Annotated in this window: 32 protein-coding genes; all 32 read right to left on the bottom strand. The window is 62.9% G+C overall.

Going from position 1 to position 21,588, the window contains the following annotated elements; all coding sequences use genetic code 11:
* Positions 1–140: 140 nt before the first annotated feature.
* On the bottom strand, positions 141–482 hold the full coding sequence (locus tag OC446_RS00905; protein WP_262027158.1) for a hypothetical protein: 342 nt from the start codon (positions 480–482) through the stop codon (positions 141–143).
* Complete coding sequence (locus OC446_RS00900; RefSeq protein ID WP_262027157.1) at positions 469–888, bottom strand: hypothetical protein; 420 nt, start codon at positions 886–888, stop codon at positions 469–471. Before OC446_RS00900 ends, OC446_RS00905 begins: the two co-directional genes overlap by 14 nt.
* Positions 888–1,427, bottom strand: coding sequence for a hypothetical protein (locus tag OC446_RS00895; RefSeq protein ID WP_262027156.1), 540 nt, complete (start codon positions 1,425–1,427; stop codon positions 888–890). Before OC446_RS00895 ends, OC446_RS00900 begins: the two co-directional genes overlap by 1 nt.
* Complete coding sequence (locus OC446_RS00890) at positions 1,424–1,813, bottom strand: hypothetical protein (RefSeq protein WP_262027155.1); 390 nt, start codon at positions 1,811–1,813, stop codon at positions 1,424–1,426. Before OC446_RS00890 ends, OC446_RS00895 begins: the two co-directional genes overlap by 4 nt.
* The gene (locus OC446_RS00885; protein ID WP_262027154.1) at positions 1,813–2,229 is read right to left on the bottom strand and encodes a hypothetical protein; all 417 of its coding nucleotides are present in this window, start codon (positions 2,227–2,229) and stop codon (positions 1,813–1,815) included. Before OC446_RS00885 ends, OC446_RS00890 begins: the two co-directional genes overlap by 1 nt.
* A complete protein-coding gene (locus OC446_RS00880) occupies positions 2,229–5,567 on the bottom strand; it encodes a host specificity factor TipJ family phage tail protein (protein WP_262027153.1) in 3,339 nt (1,112 codons plus the stop codon). Before OC446_RS00880 ends, OC446_RS00885 begins: the two co-directional genes overlap by 1 nt.
* Before the next feature lie 2 nt (positions 5,568–5,569).
* The gene (locus tag OC446_RS00875; RefSeq protein ID WP_262027152.1) at positions 5,570–5,992 is read right to left on the bottom strand and encodes an NlpC/P60 family protein; all 423 of its coding nucleotides are present in this window, start codon (positions 5,990–5,992) and stop codon (positions 5,570–5,572) included.
* Entirely contained in the window at positions 5,992–6,528 is a 537-nt protein-coding gene (locus tag OC446_RS00870; protein WP_262027151.1) for a DUF1833 domain-containing protein, read from the bottom strand. The genes OC446_RS00875 and OC446_RS00870 overlap by 1 nt, the downstream gene beginning before the upstream one ends.
* Entirely contained in the window at positions 6,529–6,897 is a 369-nt protein-coding gene (locus OC446_RS00865) for a hypothetical protein (protein ID WP_262027150.1), read from the bottom strand. It abuts the gene before it with no gap.
* The gene (locus OC446_RS00860) at positions 6,897–8,885 is read right to left on the bottom strand and encodes a phage tail length tape measure family protein (protein ID WP_262027149.1); all 1,989 of its coding nucleotides are present in this window, start codon (positions 8,883–8,885) and stop codon (positions 6,897–6,899) included. The genes OC446_RS00865 and OC446_RS00860 overlap by 1 nt, the downstream gene beginning before the upstream one ends.
* Before the next feature lie 147 nt (positions 8,886–9,032).
* Positions 9,033–9,434 carry a gene transfer agent family protein gene (locus tag OC446_RS00855; RefSeq protein WP_262027148.1) on the bottom strand — a complete coding sequence of 134 codons (402 nt, stop codon included), beginning with the start codon at positions 9,432–9,434 and terminating at the stop codon, positions 9,033–9,035.
* On the bottom strand, positions 9,431–9,871 hold the full coding sequence (locus OC446_RS00850; protein ID WP_262027147.1) for a phage tail protein: 441 nt from the start codon (positions 9,869–9,871) through the stop codon (positions 9,431–9,433). Before OC446_RS00850 ends, OC446_RS00855 begins: the two co-directional genes overlap by 4 nt.
* A gap of 24 nt (positions 9,872–9,895) precedes the next feature.
* Positions 9,896–10,294 (bottom strand): DUF3168 domain-containing protein, encoded by a 399-nt coding sequence (locus OC446_RS00845; RefSeq protein ID WP_262027146.1) that lies wholly within the window; start codon positions 10,292–10,294, stop codon positions 9,896–9,898.
* Positions 10,291–10,800: an HK97-gp10 family putative phage morphogenesis protein gene (locus OC446_RS00840; RefSeq protein WP_262027145.1), complete on the bottom strand. Its 510-nt coding sequence runs from the start codon at positions 10,798–10,800 to the stop codon at positions 10,291–10,293. Before OC446_RS00840 ends, OC446_RS00845 begins: the two co-directional genes overlap by 4 nt.
* Positions 10,801–10,805: 5 nt before the next feature.
* The gene (locus OC446_RS00835) at positions 10,806–10,994 is read right to left on the bottom strand and encodes a hypothetical protein (protein WP_262027144.1); all 189 of its coding nucleotides are present in this window, start codon (positions 10,992–10,994) and stop codon (positions 10,806–10,808) included.
* A gap of 11 nt (positions 10,995–11,005) precedes the next feature.
* Positions 11,006–11,353 (bottom strand): phage head closure protein, encoded by a 348-nt coding sequence (locus tag OC446_RS00830; RefSeq protein ID WP_262027143.1) that lies wholly within the window; start codon positions 11,351–11,353, stop codon positions 11,006–11,008.
* The gene (locus OC446_RS00825; protein WP_262027142.1) at positions 11,353–11,631 is read right to left on the bottom strand and encodes a head-tail connector protein; all 279 of its coding nucleotides are present in this window, start codon (positions 11,629–11,631) and stop codon (positions 11,353–11,355) included. Before OC446_RS00825 ends, OC446_RS00830 begins: the two co-directional genes overlap by 1 nt.
* Positions 11,632–11,634: 3 nt before the next feature.
* A complete protein-coding gene (locus tag OC446_RS00820) occupies positions 11,635–11,895 on the bottom strand; it encodes a hypothetical protein (RefSeq protein ID WP_262027141.1) in 261 nt (86 codons plus the stop codon).
* Positions 11,896–11,980: 85 nt separating this feature from the next.
* Positions 11,981–13,234 (bottom strand): phage major capsid protein, encoded by a 1,254-nt coding sequence (locus tag OC446_RS00815; RefSeq protein WP_262027140.1) that lies wholly within the window; start codon positions 13,232–13,234, stop codon positions 11,981–11,983.
* Positions 13,235–13,244: 10 nt separating this feature from the next.
* Positions 13,245–14,393 carry a head maturation protease, ClpP-related gene (locus OC446_RS00810; RefSeq protein WP_262027139.1) on the bottom strand — a complete coding sequence of 383 codons (1,149 nt, stop codon included), beginning with the start codon at positions 14,391–14,393 and terminating at the stop codon, positions 13,245–13,247.
* 16 nt (positions 14,394–14,409) lie between these two features.
* Complete coding sequence (locus tag OC446_RS00805; RefSeq protein WP_262027138.1) at positions 14,410–15,690, bottom strand: phage portal protein; 1,281 nt, start codon at positions 15,688–15,690, stop codon at positions 14,410–14,412.
* A 3-nt stretch (positions 15,691–15,693) separates the two neighbouring features.
* Entirely contained in the window at positions 15,694–17,433 is a 1,740-nt protein-coding gene (locus OC446_RS00800; protein WP_262027137.1) for a terminase large subunit, read from the bottom strand.
* Positions 17,430–17,978: a hypothetical protein gene (locus tag OC446_RS00795; RefSeq protein WP_262027136.1), complete on the bottom strand. Its 549-nt coding sequence runs from the start codon at positions 17,976–17,978 to the stop codon at positions 17,430–17,432. The genes OC446_RS00800 and OC446_RS00795 overlap by 4 nt, the downstream gene beginning before the upstream one ends.
* 119 nt (positions 17,979–18,097) lie before the next feature.
* Entirely contained in the window at positions 18,098–18,406 is a 309-nt protein-coding gene (locus OC446_RS00790) for an HNH endonuclease (protein ID WP_262027135.1), read from the bottom strand.
* Complete coding sequence (locus OC446_RS00785) at positions 18,407–18,559, bottom strand: hypothetical protein (protein WP_262027134.1); 153 nt, start codon at positions 18,557–18,559, stop codon at positions 18,407–18,409.
* Positions 18,560–18,561: 2 nt separating this feature from the next.
* On the bottom strand, positions 18,562–18,879 hold the full coding sequence (locus tag OC446_RS00780; RefSeq protein WP_262027133.1) for a hypothetical protein: 318 nt from the start codon (positions 18,877–18,879) through the stop codon (positions 18,562–18,564).
* A gap of 2 nt (positions 18,880–18,881) precedes the next feature.
* Positions 18,882–19,106, bottom strand: coding sequence for a hypothetical protein (locus OC446_RS00775; RefSeq protein ID WP_262027132.1), 225 nt, complete (start codon positions 19,104–19,106; stop codon positions 18,882–18,884).
* Between the two features lie 116 nt (positions 19,107–19,222).
* Positions 19,223–19,705, bottom strand: a complete 483-nt coding sequence (locus OC446_RS00770; protein ID WP_262027131.1) for an endonuclease VII domain-containing protein — start codon at positions 19,703–19,705, stop codon at positions 19,223–19,225.
* 199 nt (positions 19,706–19,904) lie between these two features.
* Positions 19,905–20,159: a DUF551 domain-containing protein gene (locus OC446_RS00765; protein WP_262027130.1), complete on the bottom strand. Its 255-nt coding sequence runs from the start codon at positions 20,157–20,159 to the stop codon at positions 19,905–19,907.
* Between the two features lie 27 nt (positions 20,160–20,186).
* On the bottom strand, positions 20,187–20,396 hold the full coding sequence (locus OC446_RS00760; RefSeq protein WP_262027129.1) for a hypothetical protein: 210 nt from the start codon (positions 20,394–20,396) through the stop codon (positions 20,187–20,189).
* A 99-nt stretch (positions 20,397–20,495) separates the two neighbouring features.
* Positions 20,496–21,149, bottom strand: a complete 654-nt coding sequence (locus tag OC446_RS00755) for a transcription termination/antitermination protein NusG (RefSeq protein ID WP_262027128.1) — start codon at positions 21,147–21,149, stop codon at positions 20,496–20,498.
* The gene (locus OC446_RS00750) at positions 21,146–21,472 is read right to left on the bottom strand and encodes a hypothetical protein (RefSeq protein WP_262027127.1); all 327 of its coding nucleotides are present in this window, start codon (positions 21,470–21,472) and stop codon (positions 21,146–21,148) included. The genes OC446_RS00755 and OC446_RS00750 overlap by 4 nt, the downstream gene beginning before the upstream one ends.
* Between the last annotated feature and the right edge of the window lie 116 nt (positions 21,473–21,588).

The following is a 21,588-nucleotide window of genomic DNA, read 5'->3' as shown; positions in this document are numbered from 1 at the left end:
GGGTAGACAAAATCAAACGGCAGGACAGCCGGATCCCAGGCGGTGAAGGTGCCTGTCGCGATATCCGAGCCGTTGGTCAGCGAGATCGTGCCGTCAGAATAGAAGAAATAGTCAGGATCGAGAGCCATCGGGGAACCTGCTCAGAGAGTGATGCCGTTTTGCGCGAGGATCTTGCGGATCTTCTCGGCCGTCAGGGCTTTGCGGATTTTCAGCTTCAGGGCGATGCGGTCGTCTTCCGTCGCCTCGTCGGCCTCAGCGAGCGCAACCACCTGGCGGGCGATGTCATCCGCCTTGATGTGCCGGCGCTGGGCCTCCTTGTTCAACATGGCGGACGGGCTGCCCGCGAGGTGGCGCCGCGCTTCGGTGACCTTGCGGGTGTAGAGCGCCATGCGCTCCCGCACCGGTTCGAAGTGCCGATCGACGGCGTCTTCGGCCTGCGCCCGCAGCTGCTCGAGGTTCGGGCCGAGTTCAAGCCGTGCCATGGGCCGCCTCCGCGCGCACATCGAACTCCTGCGGCTGGTAAGGCTCGGCCATGACCGTCACCCGGTAGCCGCCCGGCTGCTGGAACAGCAGTTCGACCGCCTCGCCATCCGCCTCAAGCTCGCCGCTGTCGGGGCCGGTCACGCGCACCATGGCGCCGGCCGGAATGCCCTCGATGACGAAGAGCTTGCCGCCGCTCTCGCTCTTCTCGCGAGTCGTCAGATCCAGGCGCGGACGGATCCGCAGCCCCTCGCCCGTCCGGTGCCAGTAGCGCGGCTCAAACGGCGGCACGTCCTCGACCGAGGCCGCCGTCGTCAGGGCCAGATCCAAGGTTTCTTGCGGGGCAGGATAGCCGACCGATGTGATCGAGCCGATCAGGCTCCCGTTCTCGTCAAATTGCAGGATCATCAGACCTCCAGCGCCTGCCAGCGCAGCCAAACGCCATTCGCGCAGTTGTTCGTCACAGTGATGCTTGTAGAGTTCCACGACAGCCACCAGCCGCCCCAGTTCGGGAAGCCGGCCCCGTCGTCGCCGGAGAACCGGAACGGTGTGCAGTAGCGGTCCCGCATGGTCGAATTGCCGAGATCCGTAAAGACGACGACGCGCTGCGTGCTCGGCGGGGCAAAAAGCGTATATCGCCAGTAGCGCCAATCAGACGGAGTCGAGCCGTCCGAATACTGCGCCTTCCCGATTGCCACGATGATGAAGGAGAGGCCTGCCGGGACGCCATGGGCGAACGTGGTGGTTTCGGGCTGGTTGGGCTGGCTCGTCTGAAACTGGTTCCACTCGCAGTAGCGCGCGCCCTGGGTGATGATCCTGCCGGGGATCGCATCGGCATCGAACAGGATCTGATCGAGCGGCGCGGTGTCGACATCATAGCCGGCTGCGCAGGAGCGGATGCGGAAGTCCCCGCCCGCGTCCCGGCCGATGAGAATACGTTTGCTCATTCGCTCTTCAGGAAAGCAAAATACTGCACGAACTTGCCGGCTGCGGGGTATTGCCCCTGCCAGTCGGCGGCCGGGTAGGCGGTGAAGCCGGTCGTATCGACGACAGCCCGCACAGGCGTCATTGACGGGCGCGGGTTGAAGTCTCCGCAGAGCACGAACGGCTTCTGCCCCGGACGCTGGGTGAAGTTGACCCGCACGCCGCTCCCCGGGTTGGTGAGCGAGCCGGTGAGCTGGATGCTGCCGGATTGCAGGATCATGAAGTGCCGACGCTGGTCCGAGAACAGCAACTGAGCCTCGGGCGCCGTATAGGCATCGATCCCGGGCTTGGACACATAGATGCCGACCCGCCCGGCGCTGTTGGCTCCGAAGATGACACGCCGCGCCATTACGCCACCGCCATGTAGACGAACTTGTCGCCGCTCGGGAGCGGCACGCCGAAGGGCGCCGCATTGGTCACCCGGATCGCGGTCGTCGTCACCACGGCGCAGTAGGGCGTGCCGTCCTGATAGCGCCCGCCGTTGCCCTGGATGCGTCGGTACTCGTCGATATAGGTGCCGCTGCTGCGCACGGTCCCGAACAGGACGGGCGGCTCGGCCGGGAAGACCTCAGAGAACGACACAGCGCTGTCGAGCGCATTGACGCTGCCGGCCGAGGCGACCCGCCCCATCACGTCGCGCGAGAGCGCGAAGCTGATCTGCGTCCGATCCGCCACGTTCGCCGTCATGGCGTCGACGCCCGGCCGTGAGATGCGGAAGTCGACCACGCCGCCCCCGAAGTGGCCTAGAACCATGCGCCGCGCCATCAGTCGTAAATCTCGATGCGGCCCGAAGCGCCGGTCAGGGAAATCACGCCGGCCGTGAGCGTCCCCATATTGGCCGAGAGCGCCGAGAGGCTGACAACGTTGATCTGGTTCGCATTGATGCTTCCGTCTGCGATGAAGTCGCCGCGCAGGACCATGCGCCCGATGCCGTTGCGGGTGCCGATAGAGAACACGGCCTCTGCCCCAAAGCCCGAGCCAGGAGCGCCGATGAGGAACTTGTCGGTGGCGATCTTGAACTCGCTGATCGGCTGGCCTTCGGGGCCCGTCGCGCCAACCAACTGGAAGCCGCCGAAGAAACCGTTGGTGCCGTTGATCTCGACTTTGTAAGCCCCGACGAGTTGCCCGGTGACATCCGCAACGGCCGTGAATTGCTGCCCGACCGTGATGCCGTTGTTGTCGAACTCCGCAATGACATCCGTGCCAAAGACGGCGAGCGCCTTATCGGCGGTGACCTTGACCAAGGCGGTTTCTTTGATCGCGGCTCGGGCGCGGTCATCTGCCTCTTCGGCCACGACACGGCCTTCGCCAGCCAGATCTGCAATCTGGTCCAGCAAGCCCATTCCGTCCAAGTCCCGGCTCAGTTCCGGCACAAGGTCATCCGGGCGGATCTTCATGATGAAGAACTTATCGTCCAGCACGAGCGGCGGCGGGTCGATCTCGATGATGCTGAAGACGCCCGTTACATTGCTGCCGGTGACACCGGCCACGCGCAGCCGGATCGTCTGAGCGCCCGCGACGATGGCTTCAAACGTGGTCGCATCGCCCTCATAGGCCCGCACCCACGTCCCGCCGCCGTCATAGGACACATCGGCAATGTACCGGATAGCGCCCTTGGCCGGCTGCCAGCCCGCCTGCAGGACGAGGTTCATGCCACGCTGGTAGACCTGGCCGGAAAGGGTCGTGACGATCGGGATCGCCTGCGAGAACACGTCGGGCGTGGTCGGCAGCGGCGTGACGCCCGTCTCGGTCACGTCATAGACGAGGGGATCGTCCAAGACGCCGGTCAGGGTGATGTGCTCGCCGTCCGTGTCGGGCGTGCCTTCGGTGATGAGCACGCGGAAGGAGCGCGGCTCGCCCGGGGAGAAGGCTGCGGTCGGGAAGTCCGCCTTCGGTGCCCGCGCCATGGCCTGGGCGAGGCTCCGGCCCTGCAGCGTGGCCTCGCTGGCGAAGTCCTGTGCGTTGACAATGGCGATGCGGGCCGAGGTGCCCCGCGTGACCCGTACTGGGCCCCACGGCTGGCCGTCCGCCGCGCGGATCTCGACATAGTGGTTGAGCGCGTTCGCATCCCAGTCGAGGTCATGGTCGAAGGTGATGCGGCGCGTGGCGTCGTCATAGGCCACGACCTCGGCCGACTGGCCCCAGGTTTCCGGCTCCTCGCAGGACAGCTTCACGAGGTCGCCGCGCTTGAGCAGGCGCCCTTCCGCGCGGGCCGTCCACGACACCGTGACACGCCGATACTGGTTCTCGCCCGCCATGAAGCGCACGAGGCCGGCCGCCTGCGACCGCTTCTGCACGCCGGGGAGCTGCACGCGGGCGGGCTTGGCGAGCGTCACGCCATCGGACGCCGAGGACACCTCGGCCAGCTTGAAGGTCGTCTCGTCGATGTACTCCCCGACGATGCCGTCCGCGATGTCGTCGTCGGCCAGGGTGTAATCGATCGTGAGGCTGTCGCGCACGATGTCGTAATCGGTGAAGATCATGCGCGGGATGCCGCGGGGCTCGTCGCGTACGATGGTCAGACGGTCGCCCACCGGTGCCGGCACTGCGCGGCCCGCCTTGAGCACCGTCTCGAGCGCGTCGTCCAGGCTCTGCGGTTCCTTGAAGGTGTAGTCGAAGTGATGGCCAAGCGAAGCCCAAAGCTGGTCGTAGGCGTAGAATGACTGGAAGTCGACCTGCTCCAGGCCAAGCCCTGCGCCGTAATCGGCATTGCGCCACATGTCGAGCGCCGCCCAGGCAATCGAGCGCGACGGCTGATCGACAAATCCCGAGCCGTTCCAGACCGGGATGATGCGGGTCGCGATGACGCCGATCTGCCCGTTCATCAGGCCCTGGAGCGCCTCGCTCGCCTTAACCCGGATGGCGATGGTCGTCACGCGCGGGAAGGCGTTCGGGCCGTCGATATGAGCCCGCAGCGCCGACCAGACGATGTCGTCGACACCGGAGACTTTGCCGCCGTTCAGCTGCTTGCCGGTGATGCTCTCGCTCGTGCGCCGCGCCCTGATTTCATAGCGGCCGGGCGGCATCTCGACCCGCTCGGTGACGCGGATCTGGCTGTTCTTGGTGTAGGTGAACGTCTTGTCGAGGATGCGGATGGACTCGCCAATCGGAGCGCCGGCATCGTCGACCGGTCGGGCGTGCACGAGGACCCGCACCGAGGCCGGGTACATCTCGCCCTTGTATTCCTGATACAGGCCAGACGGAAACACGAAGTCGAGCAGCAACTCCTTGGCGAGCGTGCCGGCCGCGTTCGCCGTGAAAGCGGGCGTGTCCGTCGTGTTCAACTCGATGCCGGTGACCTCGGAGGCCGTCACCACGTTGACCGGGAACAGCGTGACCTTTTGCCCGGGCTTGCGGATCTGGATCGTGATGCCGGGAAAGGACGGGTTATAGCCGCCGCTCTTCGTCCAGATGCGGGTGTCCGAGATGCGGACCTCTTCCACGTCGGCATCGCCACAGGTCAGGGCGAAGAGCCCGTATTCCGTCATCTTGTCGCCGTCGAACTCGGAATAGCGCGGAGCGGCGAAGTCGGGGAAGGACAGGGTGCGACCGTACAGGACCGGGATGGGCTGAAGTGGACGCGCTTGGTTGCCGCCGAGGCCAAAGGAGTAAAGCTCCTCCTTGCTGTCGGTCTTGCCGCCAGCCTTGGGCTTGAGGAAATGGCTGATCGCCATCGCCCCGCCCGCAATGAGCAGCGAGGAGCCGATCGAGGCGGCAATGCCCGTCAGGCCGATCGCGCCCATGGCCCAGGGAGCGAGTGCGGTGAGCGCCACCATGGCGACGATCGCGCCGATGCTCTTGGCCGTCGAGCCGCCGCCCTGCCCGCCCATGCCGCCGAGCGGACGGCTGACGAACTCGACGTTGTCGTTGGCGGTGAGCCGATGCGTGGCCCATTCCGTGCGAGAAAGGTACGCCCCGTTCACCTTGCAGACGGTCGGCAGATTGAATTGCCAGCCGGTCTCGGTGATGAGCTGCTCGATCGTCGGCTTGCGCTTGCGGGTCTTGTGCTCGGCAATGGGGAGCACAAGGCCAGCCTCGGGCACGCGAACGTCATCGCGCTCCGGGTCAAAGACCAGAAGGGAGTGTTTGACGGCTGATTTCATGGTCAGGATTTACGGCGCCAGAAACGCAAAAAGTTGAAGCCAGATGCCTTGAGGGCGGGGATGTCGTCCACGACCACGCCGGCCGCCTTGTCGATGTGGATCACCGCGCCAGCCGTGGCAGGCACGATGTAGGTGCCGAGATGAAAGTCCCGCTTAGCGACATTGCCCATGAGGACGAGATCAAGTTCACGCGCCTCGGCTTCGGGGATCTCCACCCATGCCTGGCGCTCGGGATGCGAGAGCATGGCCTCGGCCTGCGCCCGGGTCGTGGGCTCGGCAAAGGCGACATCCGGCATGGCAACGCCGGCCAGCTCAATCTGGATATGACGGGCGAGGCCGTAGCAATCGAAGGCCCCATCCTCACCACGCGCCCCGATCTTGTAGGGCTTGCCGATCAGGCTCTCATAGAAGGCGAGACGATCCATCACGACACCGCCAGGAGGCTCGGGAAGCGAACCATGTCATAGACCTCGCGCATCACGCGCATGTTCTGGGGTCGGGCAATGGCAAGCTGCCCCTCAAGCTGCCGCGCCGTACGCTTCACGTTGCGCAGGATCAGCTTGTAAGGCCCCTGCCCGACCGTGTTCGGGTCGGATGCCAAATAGCCGCGGAAGATCGCCTGAATGGGCGTGTTGAGCTTCACGGCCTCGCCCAGGTAGCGGGAGGCCTCACGGTTGACGTTGTCGAGCCGGATGGTGGCCTCGGCGCCGAGGTTGCCGATCCGGGGATAGTCGATCTCGAAGGGAATGGCCTTGAACGGGACGACCGTGCCGCCGCCAACCGGTGCGCCATCCTCCAGACGGAAAGACATGTCGACCGTGTTGCGGACGGCCCGAATGGGAGCAGGAGCGCCGTTCTCGACAAAGACGGGATGGATCAACTCAATCGTGATGAGCATGACCTCATCCTTGGGCGCGGAGGCGGCGGCCTCGGCCCAGGCTTGCGTTGCGGAAATCGGCACTTAGAGATCCCACACGTCGAGGGAGAAGGAGACGTGAATTTTGTTGCCCATGCGGTTCGCGGTGTATCGGCCGCCCTCACGGAGCTTGACCCGCTTCACCGGGCAGGCGGTCAGATCCCAGACCGGCATTTCGAACTCGGCCGAGCCATGCGAAAGGGTATCGCGCACGAAGGCCTTGAACGTGAGGAATTGAGCCGTGGTCATGGGGATCGTGCGCGGCACAGTGCCGATGACGGTTGTGAACTGACGCCGGCTGCGGGTGTTGCCGGCCGTCATTTCGCTTTCCAGCACGCCGCGATGCGGTTCATCGATCCCGTTGTCCGCCAGCGGCTTATGCGGAACCGTAGGGGGCCAGACAGGAAGCGCCATCAGCGGCCTCCCATGGGAGAGACGCCGAACCGCCCCTTGAGCGACTTGTCGAGCCGCCCGCTTGAAATCATGCCGCTGAGAGCCTGCTCAAGCTGCACCTCAAGGCGCGGCCCCTGCGGGCCGTTCGTCTGTCGCGTCTGCACTTCGGCGCCTGCGTTGTTGTTGATCACGACTTGCATGCCGCCACCGGACCCACCACGCGGGAGAGCATGGTTCGGGATCACTGTGCCATTGCGGCCGAACTGCACGAGTTCAGGGCCGTTCTCGCCCACGAGATAGGTGCCGCCCGACTGCACAGGACCACCCATTGCCCGCTGCCCAGTGAGACCGCCGAGAAGAGACGAGAAGATGTTGCCGCCGCCCCCTGCCCCGCCAAGGATGCCCTTGAGAGCGGAGTCGAGAGCCAAGTCGAGGAGGCGGTCACCTACCCTCTTGAGGGCATTCTGCAGGGCGTCGGCCGCGCTCACGCCATCCATGAGGTCGGAGACGAAGCCCTTGAGGGTGGAACTGGCAAGCTGCTGGAGTTCCTGCTGAGTGGCATTGGCCTCCTTCAGCTTCTCGCTCATCTGAGCGTAGGACTCGGCCAATTGCTCGACCGTGGCCCGCTGCCCCCCCGACAGCGTCACGCCCTCACGTTGGAGAGCGTTCTCAATCTGCATGATCTGGCGGGCTTTCTCCCGCTCGACATTGCTCTTGCCGCGCATCTCAAATTCAAGCTCAAGGGCGCGGGTGGCATTCTGGATGTCGGTGATCTCCTGGGCGTAGGCTTCACGCTTGCGCTCAGCATCGCTCTCAGCCCGTCGCGCAGCCTGCTCGGATTTCCGCTCAGCCTCTCGACGCGCCTTCTCGGCCGCCTCTTCGGCCTCACGGTCGCGGAGGCGCTGCTGTGCCTCAAGATAAGCGTTATCGGCCTGCGCCCGCTCGCCTGGCGTGCGGGCATTCTCCAGCGCTCGCTTGTAGGCCTCTTCGGCCCTGAACTCGCCGGTCGTCGGGAGCCCGATCCGTGCCAGGTCAGACAGAGCGTTCTTGAGTTCCTTGACGGAGCCAACCTGCCCCGCCGCCACGTCTCCAATCAGGCCAATGGCGCGGCGAGCCGTGGTGAGCGCGTTCTCAACGTCATAGGCTTGCTGCGACATGGCGAGGAGCTCGCCCGCGAGCTTCTGGATCTCCTTGTCGGATTGGTTGGCGTTGGCGATGGCCGAAATTGCCGCCTGGAAGGCCCTGATGTTCGGCTCGCCGTTCTTCGCCTCGTCCTGCAGCTTCCGGATGGCATCGGCAAAGGCCTGATACTTCGGCACCGCCTGATCGACGGTGCTTGTATCAACATCCATGATCCCGGCTGTCGGGTTCGTCGGCAGAAGCGTGGGCGACTGCATCAGCGAGCGGGACAGCGTCTTGGACAGCTTCGTGAGGTCTTCCTGAAGCTTCAGGATGGAGGCGCGGGTCTGCACCTCGAGGACGGCCGTGCTCTGCTTGGCATAGTCCTCCAGCCCCTCGGCCGCCTCGCCATAGGCGTCCTTGATCTGCTTGATCAGGTCAGCATGGATCTTCAGCCGGTCATCGAGCGTCTGAGTATCGCTCACCATGCCGGCGACATACTGGATCGCGGCACCGCCGAGCGCGATGATGCCGATCGTGGCAAGGCTGATCGGGCTCACCACCGAAGCGAAGGCGGAGCCAAGGGCCTTCACGGCGCCGGCTGCGCCACCCTTCGTCTCACCGAGAACCGCCGAAATCTGCGTGCCCTGCTGAAGGGCGACGGTGAGCGGAGAGGTGCCGCTCGCCAACTGCACGCCGATATCCTGAAACTGCGCCGCCAGGTTGGCCGTCTGACCCTGAAGGTTGTCGTTGACCGACTTGAAGCGGTCCCCGATCTTCTTGGTCTCTTTCTCGACCGATCCTGTAAGCTTCTGCAACTCCTTGTTGAAGGTCGTAAACCTCGCCTCCATGGAGACGACAAGGCGCTGCATATCGACGGCTTCAGCCATTGGATCCTAGCCTCTCCACGAGGTCGTAATATTCTTCAGCAGATGGAGCATCGATCGGCTCCTCGGCCCCTTGCGAGGTGTTCCAGCCATCCACGCAGGCGGCGAACTCCCAGAGGGTCATCGCCCGTACTTCGGAGGGCGTGAACCCTACGACTGCGCCTGTTCCGTAGAGGGCGGCGGCGGAGAGGCGTTCTGCCCCGGCGCTTCCGTCGCCGCGTCGTCTTTTCCCACTTGCTCGCGGGTGTCGCCTACGAGGGCCTTCAGCAGGATGGCCCGCGCCAGGACGGCCGCCTCGAGGAGCCGCCCGGGGGCGACATGCTCATCGACGAGAGCCTTGGCCCGCTTGGCATCCGTGCCGCCGCCCATGAGGCCGAGCCGGATAGGCTCCTTCAGGTCGGCAATGCGCCATTCGCCGGCGCCGATGCGGTTGAGCACAGACGCGCAGCCGCAGTCGAGTTTCTCTTCCAGGGCGAGCAACTCGCCAATGCCCAGGCGGAAGACGCGCTCGTCTCCCGCCCAGACCTGTTCGAACGATGCGTCGGAACTCACGGAGTGGTCACCACGTCGACAGGGCCATCCGAAACAAGCTCAATCTCGTACTGGATCAATCCGTCCTGCTCGCCAGTGAGGTTGAATGTCGTCATGTGGTACTTGCCCTGATAGGTGCGCGGCCCAACGGCATAGTCGATCTTGACGCGGATATTGCGGGACTCGACATCCTCGAAGAAGTCTTCCCAGAGGTCGATGCTCTCCTTGGCAAGAGTGCCCGAACCGCTGATGCCGGACGACAGCGCTCCCTTTGCCCGTTCCGTCCAGACGGGAGCGTCGGGGTCATCACAGTCCGGCACGTTGAACTCGTTCGTCGATGCCGACCGGTTGAAAGACTTCGTGCTCAGCGCGCACGGCGCAGCGAACACCTCGGGATCGGCACCATCACCGATCATGATAAGCAGCTTCGAGCCGCGCAAAGTCGTTGGGCGAGCCATAGCAGTTCTCCGTTTGAAGTGGGATCAGTCTGCGGGCTGGGTGAGAGCCCGGAGGGTCATTCGGGCGCGGCTCGTCAGGCCGTCAGGATCGCGCTCGAAAGTCGTGCTGGTGACCTTGAGGAGTTCCAGCGTATGGCCGATGAGGCCGATGTCCTTGTTGTGCAGCGCTTGGCGCACGGCCCAGGCAATGCGCTTCACCTGCGGGTAGCCTGGCTCTCTGGACCAGACATCGACCTGCATGAAGGTCTCGCTGCCTTCATAGCAGTCCTCGTCAGCAGGTATCGTCTGGCCGGACCCGACAGTGATGCGCGGGAAAGGATCGCGGGCAGGAACGGTATCGAAGACATCCTGGCCCGCTTCAGTTCCTGCAGCGCGTAGCGTGTTGATGACAGCCCCTTGGAGGGCAAGGCTTGGGTCGCTCATGGCGCTGAGGCTACCTTCTGGGCTGCTTTCCTGGTCGCCCTGGTGAGCCTCCCCCTGATCCGGCGCTTGTTTGCTCGCCACGCTGGATAGAAGAATGGGCGGGGAGAGCCGCCAGGGTGTGAAACCTGTTCGATCAGACGGCCATTGATGTTCAGCAGCCCGCCCGGTCGTTTCGACCTGATCGTATGCGCCGCGGTCCCGAACTCGACCAGGCGCGCGTACCAAGCCTTTTTGTCCCCGGCATGGATTGTGACGGTCAAATCTGGGTCGCCGTCACTTATCGTCGCCGACATGCCTCGGACATTGGAATTGTCGGGCCGGTATGTTCCGAACGTGTACCCTATGCTGTTGCGCAGATCGCCGCTTTCATAGGGAGCAAGCTGCTTCGCCATTCGGACAACTTCGCCCGCGCTCTTCTCAAGGGCTTCGCGAATTTCCTTTTTCGCCTCCTTGGGGAGCGCGCGGAGTTTCGCCCTCAGACGATCCATGCCCTTGACCGTGGCCATCGTCGCTAGTCCTTGGGCTTGGTCTTGTTCTCGGCCTTGACGATAGGCGCGGGCTCCTCGAGCGCGCCGGCAGCCTTGGCCGCCTCATAGTGGGCATCGGGGATCAAGCCCTCGTAGCCCCTCCGATAGGCCTTCTCGACACTATTGGAGATGCGGAAGGTATAGTCCCGAATGAAGCGAACTTTCTGAGCCATTGTGCTTCTCCTTAAGTGGCGGTGCCGAGACTGCATGTGAGGATGTTCCACTGCTTCCGGCCGTCAGGGTCGCGGGTGTCGTGGATGTTGTAGATCTCTGCCGGCCGCCTCGTGTTGATCAGGCGCCAGCTGGGGTCGATGGCTTGCGTCTGCTGAGACCAGCGGACGGTGATCTCCACTGGCCGAACACCTTGCAGACGCTGCGCGAGGACCTCTTCACGGCCGCGCGCAGGAGCAATGTTCGCCGCGATGGTGAACACATTCTCCCAAGCACCGGTTTGCTCGTTCCCATATTCATCCTGGGTTGAGCCCCGACGTTGCAGGGTGATGCGCTCGCGAAGTTGGCTTGCTTTGGGCATCAGACGCGCAGAGCCCTATACGGGTCGATCAGGTCCCGAGCGCCAAGCGTCCGCTCTCCAGTCGCGGAAGCATCGAATAGATCCTCCAGCTTCAGGAGGGCAGCCGTCTTGAACTGCTCAAGCGCTTCAGGATCGGTCGGCACGGCCAGCAAAGCGCAGTAGTCCAGCGTCCACCGCTGAGCCGCCCGGAGCAGGATGCCGAGCCGTGCGTCATCGTCAGTATGGTCAATGCGGAGGTAGGTTTTGGCCTCCTCCAACGAGACAAACGGCTCGGCCATTGGTTATTCGCCCTTCTCGCCGGCCTTGTAGCCGAGGTTCTTTGCGACAGCCTCAGATCCGCTCATGGTCGGATCGTTGAAGTCGATGCGGTTCTGGTCCTCGGTCGTGTCGGCACGCGGATTGTCATCGACGGCAGGATGGGACGGGTCCACGTCCGGCACGGTCTGAACCGGAGCGCCAGACGGAGCGAACTCGGTCGCAGGAGCGATGTTAGCCTTCTTCGCCTCGGTCTCGGCCGGGGCAGCGGTCTTCTTGGTAGCCATGGTTTTTCTCCTTCGAAGGGGTGAAAAGTCCACCTACAAAAAGGGCCCCGCGAAGGGGCCCTGATTGTCGTTGCTATGAGGCCGATTAGGCTGCGACCACGAGGGCGCGCATGGGCTCCGGGTTGTAGACGCCACCACCGACGCGCTTCGTGGTGTAGAAGTGCACGAAGGGCTTATTGGTAAACGGGTCGCGCAGGACGCGGATGCCGATGCGATCCACCACGAGGTAGGTCGCGTCCATGTCGCCGTAGAGCGCCGAGACAGCGCCCGCGCCGACAGCCGGCATGTCTGGGATCTCAACGATCTGCTCGCCTGCGAGGGTGGCGGGCTGACCGGCCGCGAAGGAAGGCTGCCAGAGGTAGTTGTTCTGGCCGTCCTTCAGCTTGCGCATGGCGGCCTGTGCGCCGCGGCTCGTGTAGAGCTTGGCATTCGCACGGAACTCGCTCGGCAGGTCGTAGATCAGATTGATGATGCCGTCCGAGGTGAGAGCCGCAGCCGCGCCGCTGTTCACGGTCTTGATTGCGCCCCAGGGGTGGCGAGCCGCGTTCGCGGCGCCCGTGACATAGGTCAGGATGCCGTGAGGCTTGTTCACGCCATCGCCGGAGAGGAAGGCAATGCCCTCCTGACGGGCGAACTCGGTGTCGACCTCATCAGCGAGCCACTGCTCAAGGTCGATGGCGGCGTCATCAAGGAGCTGCTGCGAGATTGCCGGGTTGGCGTAGATCTCGCCCAGCGGGAAGTCGAGCTGACCGATCTGCGGGGTAGAGGTCGCAGGACGGGCGGCCGTTTCACCCACCCAGCCGGAACCGACCGCGCGATCAGTAAACAGCTTCTTGAAGCCTGCCGAGGTGATCTGGATCACGCGGGCATTGGCACGGATCGGAGAGACCTGCTTGAGCTTCCCGGTGATGGTGCGGTCCCACTCCACCGGAGCGAGATAGCCACCATCCGGGTCGGAGCCCTTGGTCATGGCAGCCTGAACGTCGCCCTTGCGCATGTGAGCCTTGAAGGCCTTCACATACTCAGGATCAGCCGGCAGGTCGCCGATCACGCTGTCACCGAGGCCCGATGCCGCGATCTTGGCGTTCATCTCATCGATAGCCGCCTGGAAGTTGCCGACAGCGGCGTCGATGCGCTGGACCTTCTCGTCCAGAACGACGTCGGCCTTGGCCTTCAGCTTTTCATCATGGCTCTTCTTGAACTCCTCGAAGGCGTTCTGAAGGGCCGCGATCATGGCCTTGGGGTCGGAGGTGTCGGCGCGGACGGTGCCCGCGATGGCACGCGGCGTCACAAGCGCCGTCGCGCCCGCCAGAAGGGCGAGGGAACGAGTGTGCTTCATCTGAAGCTCCTTACGATTTCAGGGTTGCTAAAAGCCCGGCTAGGCCGGAGTAGTCTTCGCCGTCAGCGCCTGGCGTAACAGCGGGGTCAATGGCAGCGCCGGGCGTGCCCTTGATCTTGTTGATGCGGTCCCGCGCCTGAGAGCGCGTGAGGCCCGCCGAAACGAGTTGCAGCTCCATGGCGCGGAGCTCGTTGACGCGCCGGTCTTCCGCCTGCGCATCGGTGTCGGTCGTCAGCTTGTCAGCCGAGAGAAGAGCGTCAGCGAAGCCGCGCTCGATCGCCTGGGATCCGGACATGAAGGTCTCGGCATCCATCCACTTCGCGATATCCTCCGGCTTCTGACCGGAACGGGCTGCATAGACCTCGACCATGGCCGCATCGAACGGCTCCAGGAAGTCGGCGGTTTCCCGCATGTCGTGGCGGTTGCCGATCGCCAGCACCCAACAGTTATGGATCATCAGGAACGAGGCCGAGCCGATCTCGACCGTATCGCCCGCCATCGCGATGATGGAGGCAGCAGAGGCCGCCATGCCCATGATCTTCACCGTGACCGGCTGGGGGTGCTCCCGAAGGACGTTATAGACTGCAATCCCCTCGAACATGTCGCCGCCAGGCGAATTGATCTGCACTTCCACCGGGCGATCACCGATAGCCCGGAGTTGCGATGAAACCTTTTTCGCCGTGACACCGCCGCCGCTCCAGTAATCCTCACCAATGGCTTCGAACATCGTGATCACGTTGTCGCCGCGCTCCAAGGCGCGGATGCCGGCCGCATCCTGGGCCCATCTATCGAAAACCTGGGGCTTGGTGAGCGCCGATACGTCGCGACGGGCAGGCAGGGGCATCGCACCGGGGCGCCCTTCGCACTTCATCTTCATGCCGTCGTGCTTTTTCTTCTTTTTCTTGGCCTCCGGGTCATCCATGCCAGGCATGTCGTCACCGTCGCCTGTGCCAGAGCCAACTCGCTCCAGTTCGTCGGTCGTATACCATTTATGAATGCCCATAGATTCCATCCCATCGATCAGCACGCCGTAGGGCGTCTCTCCGCTGATCGTCTGGATGGTCCCGGTGGAATGCTCCGCGTCGTGCGGGTTCAGAATATTGACCCGATCTCCGATCTGGAAGGTTCTCCACGTCCCATCGGCACGAGGGCGTGCCATGGCAAACACGCGAGGACTACGCTGCTTGATCATTGCTGTTCCCGTCATCGAGAGCAGGGCCGCCGTTATGGCCCAGGAGTGAAGGAGGGATTTCACGCTCCGGAAGGTCCATGACATCGCGGACCTCATCGACATGCATCCAGGGCTGATGTCCGCCCGATCCGAGTGCCTTGGCGAGGAAGTCGGCCTGATCCTTGAGCGAGCCGCGGAGCAGAGCGCCCGGATTGAACTTGGCCTCATAGCGTTCGGCTTCCTCATCAGTGAGGAGAGAGCGCTCGATCGACTGCTGCCATGCCTCAAACCAGGGGTTCAGGGCATAGGCGACGAAAAACTGGCCGAGGGCCTCAATGCCGGAGCCCCAGGAGGTCTCATCGACCATCAGAAGCGGGCGCGGAACACCCGAAACGCGGCCGATTTCCTCGACCTGAAGCTTCCGAAGCTCGGTCATCTGCGCATCGCGCGCATTCTGGCCGAACTGCAGGTAATCCATCCCCTCTTCAAGGATGAGATTTTTCCCTGCGTTCTCGGCGCCTTCCTTATCTGAAAGGCTGGCCTTGAGCCGGTTGAAGGCTTCGTCGGAGAGCTTGCCCTTGTGCTTCAGGGCCCCGCCGACGAAAGCACCGTTCTTGAACAGGCGGCCAGCAGCAAGCTCTGCGGTCAATGCGAGGCCGATGGCCTCCTTCGCCTGCTCCACCAGAGAGAAACCATTGAGGCCATCAAGCGACAGGCCGCGAAGATGAAAAATATCCTTAGCCTGATAGACAATTTGGCTGCCTGTCTTGGGCTGGTACTTGTAGGAGACGGTCCAGTTATCGTTGAGGATGATCTCCATCCGCCTAGGGTCCAGCGGCACGAGCCGGATGATCTTTTCCCCGCGCGTGCGGATATCCCGAGAACGGACGATCAGGGCGAAGGCGTTGCGGTGGACCAGGGCCCGGAGTTGCATCAGGGCCCGGAAGTCGAAGGCGCTCTGCCAATCGTTCGGCTTGCGGTGCAGGAGTCGATGCAGCGGGTGCTCCGTCGCCTTCTCCTTGGTCTCCTTCTCAATCAAGTTGAGCGGCAGCATGCCGATCGAGTTCGAAATCAGGCTCACGGCGCGGAAGAACGCCGGGTTGCGCAGGGCCGTCTCCGGATTGACCGTAAAGCCGGCTGCCGAGAGGAAGCCGTCCCGCAGGATCTCAATCACGCGGGGATCGTCTAGCGAATAGACAACCGTTCCGCCGCTGATGTCGGAGCGAGGGCTTGCACCCTGCCCGGCCGCCTCCGGAGCGCGGCGGAATAGGTCCCAAAAGCTCATTCGCTATACCATCAGAATGCCGCGCTCTTCGTAGACGGAAGGTCCACCAGAGGCCTCGGGGTTACGGCTCATAAGAACGACAGCGTTGAAGCTGGCGACGAGCGGGTCGATTTTGGCCTTGCCGGCCGTCTGTTTGGTGATCAGCACGGCATTGCCGCGCTGCTCCGTCTTCGCATTGCCGACGCACCAAGCCATCATGTCCTGGCCCGAATGCCAGAGGGTGCCGTCCTTCAGTTTGCGTTCCATGCCCCAGACCGCCGACGACAGCCGGAAGCCCTGGGGAACGCCGGTCATCTGCTCGTCGGTGATCTCGCGGTCTGCAAGCTCGTCCACCATGGCTGCGACGCCCTGGGGGTCGAAGCCGACTGCATGCTTCTCCGGCAGAAGCCCCACCTTTGCGATCCGCTCCACGATGTCCGCGACCTCGCGAACGTCTTGGGTCGGGTCCTCGCACAGCGTCAAGGTGCCAGCCGCCATGAAGTCCTTCAGCCGCGGGGCGATCTCCTTACGCTCCTTGAACACATCGTCATGAGCCCAGGCGTGGTGCCAGAACAGCCAATCTCGCGTCACTTTGCACCGGCCAACGACTGCCATCCCGAGAAGGTCATCAAGGCCACCGCCGTCGATGCCGACCACCACGACTTCAGACCGCTCAAGCACTCGCTCTAGGGCCTCATCAGAGGAGAGCGAGGCTAATTCTGGATCTGCGGCACCTTGCCAGTACTTCGCCCCTATCCATGCGTTGTTGCGCATGGCGAGGCCGATCTCGACGTTCAGATGCTTGGCGTAGAAGGTCCACTTGGCCCCTTCATCGCCGGTCTGAGCCTTGATCAACTCGTCCTCAAGCCATTCCTGGCTCACTGACCTCCCGAGGTTCGGGTTGGTGATGTAGAGGTTCGCTGGATGGAAGCAGGACTTGTCTTCCACCATATGCGGCGGGAACTCGAAAAGGACGCCAAGGCTCTTCTTGTCCTTAATCAGCCCGTCACGGACGTTCCTGAAATACTCCAGTTTGGCCTTAAACACGCCAGCAGGCGGCTCGTCGCTCTGCGTGGACAGGTAAATCACGAAGCCTTCCGGCCTGGACACCAAGCCGCCCGTCGCCTCGCGGAGCATGGCATCGGCATTTGCCTTCTTGCCGAACACCCAGAGCTCATCGACCAGCACGAAGGCGGCTTTCTTGCCCGATACCGTGTCCGAGTCGGCGGCCACCACCTTCAGGAAGGCTTTTGTCGTCCTGTGGGTGATCGTCCGGACGTGATCCTGCACATGCAGGAGGGTCGATAGCTCCTCGTCGTGCCGCACCATGTCGGCGGCCGGCTTGAAGGAGTTGTCGGCAACCTCGATGGTGGGCGCCAGGATCAGCAGCTCGGCGGAAAGCCTCCAGTTTCGGATCAGGGCCGTGAGCATGATGCCCGCGGCGATGGTGGACTTGGAGTTCTTCTTGCTGATGAGCAGAAAGAACTCGCGGATCAGGCGCCGGGCGCTCTCGTGGTCATATGCCCCGAAGATCGCCGCGACGAAATCGAACACCCACTCTTCGCAGGCCTCTCCGAAGGTCGGAGGCCTGGGATCGCCCGTCTCAGGGTCGATGACATGCGGGGCGTCAACGATCTTGAGCGACTTGAAGACCGCCAGAGCCGCTTCGGCCTCGTCCGGAAAGAGCGGATCGAAGGGGATCAGCGATCGGCGGGCAAGAATGCGGCTCTCCCAATCAGGGCAAGCCGTGCTCCACTCCATCATCGGTTGTTTACGACCAGTTTCGGTGCGCTCGGGACACTGAACTTGCCGCCGACCTTCTCAGCCGCCGACTGACGCTGAGCCTTCTTGCCTTCCGGCATCGCCGTCTCGTTGAGGGTCTTCAGCGACATGCTGAGCGTCCGGAGCGTGTTGGCCCTCTCCCCCAGGGAAAGAGCCTTGAGGAGTGCCTGCCGGCGCCGCGGGTCGCTCTCCTCGGAATGGATCATCTCCTCGAGCTCGCCCACGTTCGCCGTAACCGCATCGAGTTCGTTCATGAGGCGGGCCGCCAAGCCTCGGCCGCGGTCGGCCAAGTCGGCCGGCGATACAGGCTCCGACGACGCAGGGGCCGGAACCTCTGCCTGGGCAGGAGCGGCACCCACGAGGGTCTTCTTCTGCTTCGGGCGAACCCAGCCTTCCGCCTTGGCCTTCTTATGGACAGCCGTATCCGAGATACCGTACCAGCGGGCGATCTCACGGACCCCCATGACGCCAGCGCAGTAATCCTTCTCAACTCCTTGCCAATCAATGGTTTTGTTACCGTTTTTCATGAACTGGTTTGCAAACTGGTTTGCAGTTGCAACCTCCAAACCGGAAATAATCTGCGAATGAGGGGGGCGCGGGTGCAGGGGCTTGAGCCGATCCTGAACTTTTGACGGGGGGTGGGGTCTCAGGCCTGCCCTCTTGCCCTTCGCGCTCTTGCCTGTGCCGTCTTCTTCTGATGGTGGGTGTGGCACAGGAGTTCGATGTTGTTCTCGTCTAGATCGGCCCCGCCGTCCTTGCGCTCGATGATATGGTCCGCGATCACTCTGTCACTAGATCCGCAACGCTGGCAGAAGTTGCCGCGCTTTGCCTTGATCCTCTTCACGAGGGCTCGCCACTCAGGTGATGAGTAGAACTCCTCTACGATCTTGGGCGGACTCTTCAGCCTGGGAGGAGTAGAGGAAAGCCGAGGCTTGATGTTGGTGAGCTTGCCCATTCAGGCAAGGGCCAACCGACGCCGATGCTTCGGGGTGAGCACCTTGGTCTTTGCCAGCATCATGTAGACTTGGTTGCGGCGCATCTCGGACAGTTGGAGTTCCGTCTGGTTTCCCCTGAGTGTCTGGGTGAGGAAGCGGTAGAGGATGTCCATGGCTAGGCGGCCTGTTCCGCCTTCGTGTCAGCATAGACCTTGTGAACGATCTCTAGCCATCTGGCGTCGTCCACCTTGGCGAGAGCCTCAAACATATCACCCAGCGCAGAGAGCGTGCCCTGCGTGAAGAGAGCCATGCCTGGGGCTATGGCATCCATCGCGCCGGACTGTTCCAGCATGGTCGCGTCTTCCGGGCTCGCTGCCGTGATGAACTCCCGAATGCCCTCTTCGGTGTAGACCTTTGCAGAGGAACGGAGGATCAGGCTTGCCACGAGGAGAACACCCTCGCGGTCGGTGAATAGGGGCGGACGCTCGGTCATTGCTACCTCAGGATGCCCATCCGCTCAGCCAGCGCCCTCGAGACCGGGTAGTCAGAAGCATGCTCCCCGACGAGATAAGGCTTGCCCGGGCCAACGATGCCGCCTGTTGCGGGGCGCAGAAGCCCTTGCCTCTCGGCGTAATCCTTAGACACCCACACGCCGGGGCTGATCTCGACCATGACGACGCCATCGTCTCGGGTGTATGTCTTGCGGGATTTGTGGGGCATGGGGCCGCAAAAAAGCCGCCTCGGGAGTGAACCGGGCAGCGGGTGTTAGAGACGCTAACGCAGTCCGGGTGCGCGGGGCTCTCGGACTGCTATGACGCTATAACTAGCGCAATACCCTATTCGTTGCAAGAGTCTTGCAGGTAAGCGATTGCCCTTCCTAACTTATCCACATCGTCACAGAACATGCCGATGCCGATGTTGCACTTCTGGCAGAGCAAGCCGCGCACCTTCCCGGTATCATGGCAATGGTCGATGTGCGCCGTGCGCTTGTACTGGTTCTCCTCGGATTTCAGGGCAATCGGGTCGTCACAGATGGCGCAGAGCCCTTCCTGCTCCTTGTGCATCTTGTGGACTTGCCACTCCTCAATGCTGTACTTCGGGAACCGACCTCGCCCTCGCGCTTGCTGCTTGGCGTCAGCCTCGCTGCACGCAAGACACTTGCCCGTCTTGGTCTCACGCTCCGAAACATACCCTCTGTTGCAGGGGTAGCCCGTGAAGAACCGTGGGAGCCCGTTTCGCAATGCCTCCCATCGCTCAACGATGCCATGGCGATCCCGAACCGCCTTACGCAAGACGCCCCTTGAAGTATCCGGCGACATTACGCTTTCCTCCATGCAGGCAGGCCATAGGAGAGCGCAGCGCAGGCATAGCCGACATATAGCGGCGCACCACCCTCTGACCAAATACGGATCTGATTAACTCCGCATCCGAGTTGCCTAGCGCACTCACGAGCGGACCATTTGCGGGTGGCTTTCATGTGCATCACCCATGCGGCGAAATCTTCAGCGCTCATTGCAATCATTCCGGTTTGGCTGTGGATTCTGGCGGGGACGGAAGCGCCATCCAGTGGGTGACTTCCCATGTGAGTTGCCCACCGCAACGGAACTGCCCCTTCCCGGCATCGTAGAAGCCGAGACGGATACCCCAGCCGCCACCATCGCGGGCGTCATAGTCGAGCAGGCCGCAATGTCCGTTGAGGAAGCACAACACATCCTCGCTGTCCTGCCCCTGCTCACCAGGGAGCCTGTCGTTTACGTCGATCCAAGCGGTCATCTTCTGCTCCTTAACGAGGAAGGCCGCTTACGCGGCCATCTTCAGGACTTCGAGGTAGGAGCGGATGCTGCTCATTTCGTTCTCCACCACCACATAGGCCGTTTCGCCTTGGGTGTAGTCACCGCCAGGACCGGGAACGAAGGTGGACTTTACAACTTCGATGCCCTTCTTCTTGAGAGCGGTCAGGGTCTTGCGGTTGAAGTGGCCGTGGATGATGTCCTGTGCGACGCTGGTCATTTGCTTGCTCCGTTGTTGATGGAGCAAATTTGTCACTGATTAGAGTCATTGTCAACACTGATCAGTGACGAATATGCATGTTTTTGTATTTTTCTCGTGCTACTCAGCAGCCTCCAGCCGCTGCAACTCCGTGGCCTTCAGTTTGACCCTCGCTCCACGCCCGAACATGTCGATGAGCACCTCTACCCTGCCCTTTGAGAGCATGGAGAGGACGAGGGCTTGCCGCCGTTCAAATGCCCAAGAGGTAACCACGACGGGCTCTCCGGGCTCAAATGTCGGCCCCTTCTCAGGCTCTCGGGCAAAGTCGAACTCTCCTGCCAACTCCCGCTCAAGCAGCCTTGCCAGCGGATGGGGAGGCGTTTCCTGCCCTTCCCGTGGCTCAGGAGCGGGGATGCGGGCCGGGACGCCGTAGCCATCCCTGACAAGGCCCTCAACGCCGTCCACGCCCCGCATCTTGAAGAAGTCCTGCCCCGGCTTGATGCCGATGAACAGATACCGCGGGAAGAGCGGGTTCTCCCGTTCCTCCTTCTTGCGGGCATGGACGACCCAGCGCTTGGTCTGGGGCAGATACGTCTGATACCCGGCACGACGGAGGCCGAGCTGCGCCCTCCTCTCGCACTTGGGATTGCAGACGACTACGAACCACGTGAAGCCTTCGAAGGTCTCCGGAGGCTCATGGTTCAGGATCGGGGCGGTGAAGTAGTGAGCCTGACCGGGATCGGCAGACAGGGCGAAGCGGGGGAGGTTCGTCATGCTGCTGCCTTCCATTCCATGCGGGCGAGAGCCTTAGAGACGGCTGGGGACGACACGCCGAGCTCCTGGGCTACCAGTTTCAGGCTCATGTGAACGCCGTAGAGGCGTAGGACTTCCGCATCGTCCAGTTGCTGGCTGGCCTTGAACCGGATCGAGGGCGGGAGCTTCTTGGCGTGATAGGCAACCGTCTGAAGCGTGACGCCGAAGTCGTCCGCGATCTGCGTCAGGGTTTCCTTTGTCTGCCGCCTGGCGGCGAGGCGCTCGTTGAGGCTCTTGATCCGAAGGCTGTTCAGTTTGTTCGGCTTGCGCTCGCGGGTGCTCATGCGGTGAACTCCGGAAAGGTGACGGGAGAGGAGCCCGCCTCCTGCATGTCTTCGTAGAGGGCCTTGCGCAGAGCCTTCCAGAACTGCGCTTGCATGGTGGCTTTCCTGCCTGGGCG

It is taken from the genome of Microvirga sp. Mcv34, assembly GCF_024519725.1.
In the GTDB taxonomy this organism is placed as follows: Bacteria; Pseudomonadota; Alphaproteobacteria; order Rhizobiales; family Beijerinckiaceae; genus Microvirga.
The sequence above is the reverse complement of the archived record's forward strand: the minus strand, read 5'-3'. Positions and strand labels throughout refer to the sequence as shown.

Excerpts from the sequence above, each read along its gene's own strand:
- OC446_RS00850 (WP_262027147.1), bottom strand. The coding sequence starts at position 9,871 with ATGGCTCGCCCAACGACTTTGCGCGGCTCGAAGCTGCTTATCATGATC.
- OC446_RS00780 (WP_262027133.1), bottom strand. The coding sequence starts at position 18,879 with ATGACCGAGCGTCCGCCCCTATTCACCGACCGCGAGGGTGTTCTCCTC.
- OC446_RS00790 (WP_262027135.1), bottom strand. The coding sequence starts at position 18,406 with ATGGGCAAGCTCACCAACATCAAGCCTCGGCTTTCCTCTACTCCTCCC.
- OC446_RS00895 (WP_262027156.1), bottom strand. The coding sequence starts at position 1,427 with ATGAGCAAACGTATTCTCATCGGCCGGGACGCGGGCGGGGACTTCCGC.
- OC446_RS00815 (WP_262027140.1), bottom strand. The coding sequence starts at position 13,234 with ATGAAGCACACTCGTTCCCTCGCCCTTCTGGCGGGCGCGACGGCGCTT.
- OC446_RS00890 (WP_262027155.1), bottom strand. The coding sequence starts at position 1,813 with ATGGCGCGGCGTGTCATCTTCGGAGCCAACAGCGCCGGGCGGGTCGGC.
- OC446_RS00885 (WP_262027154.1), bottom strand. The coding sequence starts at position 2,229 with ATGGCGCGGCGCATGGTTCTAGGCCACTTCGGGGGCGGCGTGGTCGAC.
- OC446_RS00805 (WP_262027138.1), bottom strand. The coding sequence starts at position 15,690 with ATGAGCTTTTGGGACCTATTCCGCCGCGCTCCGGAGGCGGCCGGGCAG.
- OC446_RS00845 (WP_262027146.1), bottom strand. The coding sequence starts at position 10,294 with ATGAGCGACCCAAGCCTTGCCCTCCAAGGGGCTGTCATCAACACGCTA.
- OC446_RS00785 (WP_262027134.1), bottom strand. The coding sequence starts at position 18,559 with ATGGACATCCTCTACCGCTTCCTCACCCAGACACTCAGGGGAAACCAG.
- OC446_RS00820 (WP_262027141.1), bottom strand. The coding sequence starts at position 11,895 with ATGGCTACCAAGAAGACCGCTGCCCCGGCCGAGACCGAGGCGAAGAAG.
- OC446_RS00765 (WP_262027130.1), bottom strand. The coding sequence starts at position 20,159 with ATGACCGCTTGGATCGACGTAAACGACAGGCTCCCTGGTGAGCAGGGG.
- OC446_RS00755 (WP_262027128.1), bottom strand. The coding sequence starts at position 21,149 with ATGACGAACCTCCCCCGCTTCGCCCTGTCTGCCGATCCCGGTCAGGCT.
- OC446_RS00905 (WP_262027158.1), bottom strand. The coding sequence starts at position 482 with ATGGCACGGCTTGAACTCGGCCCGAACCTCGAGCAGCTGCGGGCGCAG.
- OC446_RS00880 (WP_262027153.1), bottom strand. The coding sequence starts at position 5,567 with ATGAAATCAGCCGTCAAACACTCCCTTCTGGTCTTTGACCCGGAGCGC.
- OC446_RS00810 (WP_262027139.1), bottom strand. The coding sequence starts at position 14,393 with ATGGCACGCCCTCGTGCCGATGGGACGTGGAGAACCTTCCAGATCGGA.
- OC446_RS00760 (WP_262027129.1), bottom strand. The coding sequence starts at position 20,396 with ATGACCAGCGTCGCACAGGACATCATCCACGGCCACTTCAACCGCAAG.
- OC446_RS00825 (WP_262027142.1), bottom strand. The coding sequence starts at position 11,631 with ATGGCCGAGCCGTTTGTCTCGTTGGAGGAGGCCAAAACCTACCTCCGC.
- OC446_RS00875 (WP_262027152.1), bottom strand. The coding sequence starts at position 5,992 with ATGGATCGTCTCGCCTTCTATGAGAGCCTGATCGGCAAGCCCTACAAG.
- OC446_RS00800 (WP_262027137.1), bottom strand. The coding sequence starts at position 17,433 with ATGATGGAGTGGAGCACGGCTTGCCCTGATTGGGAGAGCCGCATTCTT.
- OC446_RS00840 (WP_262027145.1), bottom strand. The coding sequence starts at position 10,800 with ATGGCCACGGTCAAGGGCATGGATCGTCTGAGGGCGAAACTCCGCGCG.
- OC446_RS00775 (WP_262027132.1), bottom strand. The coding sequence starts at position 19,106 with ATGCCCCACAAATCCCGCAAGACATACACCCGAGACGATGGCGTCGTC.
- OC446_RS00830 (WP_262027143.1), bottom strand. The coding sequence starts at position 11,353 with ATGCCCAAAGCAAGCCAACTTCGCGAGCGCATCACCCTGCAACGTCGG.
- OC446_RS00795 (WP_262027136.1), bottom strand. The coding sequence starts at position 17,978 with ATGAAAAACGGTAACAAAACCATTGATTGGCAAGGAGTTGAGAAGGAT.
- OC446_RS00835 (WP_262027144.1), bottom strand. The coding sequence starts at position 10,994 with ATGGCTCAGAAAGTTCGCTTCATTCGGGACTATACCTTCCGCATCTCC.
- OC446_RS00900 (WP_262027157.1), bottom strand. The coding sequence starts at position 888 with ATGATCCTGCAATTTGACGAGAACGGGAGCCTGATCGGCTCGATCACA.
- OC446_RS00865 (WP_262027150.1), bottom strand. The coding sequence starts at position 6,897 with ATGGCGCTTCCTGTCTGGCCCCCTACGGTTCCGCATAAGCCGCTGGCG.
- OC446_RS00750 (WP_262027127.1), bottom strand. The coding sequence starts at position 21,472 with ATGAGCACCCGCGAGCGCAAGCCGAACAAACTGAACAGCCTTCGGATC.
- OC446_RS00860 (WP_262027149.1), bottom strand. The coding sequence starts at position 8,885 with ATGGCTGAAGCCGTCGATATGCAGCGCCTTGTCGTCTCCATGGAGGCG.
- OC446_RS00770 (WP_262027131.1), bottom strand. The coding sequence starts at position 19,705 with ATGTCGCCGGATACTTCAAGGGGCGTCTTGCGTAAGGCGGTTCGGGAT.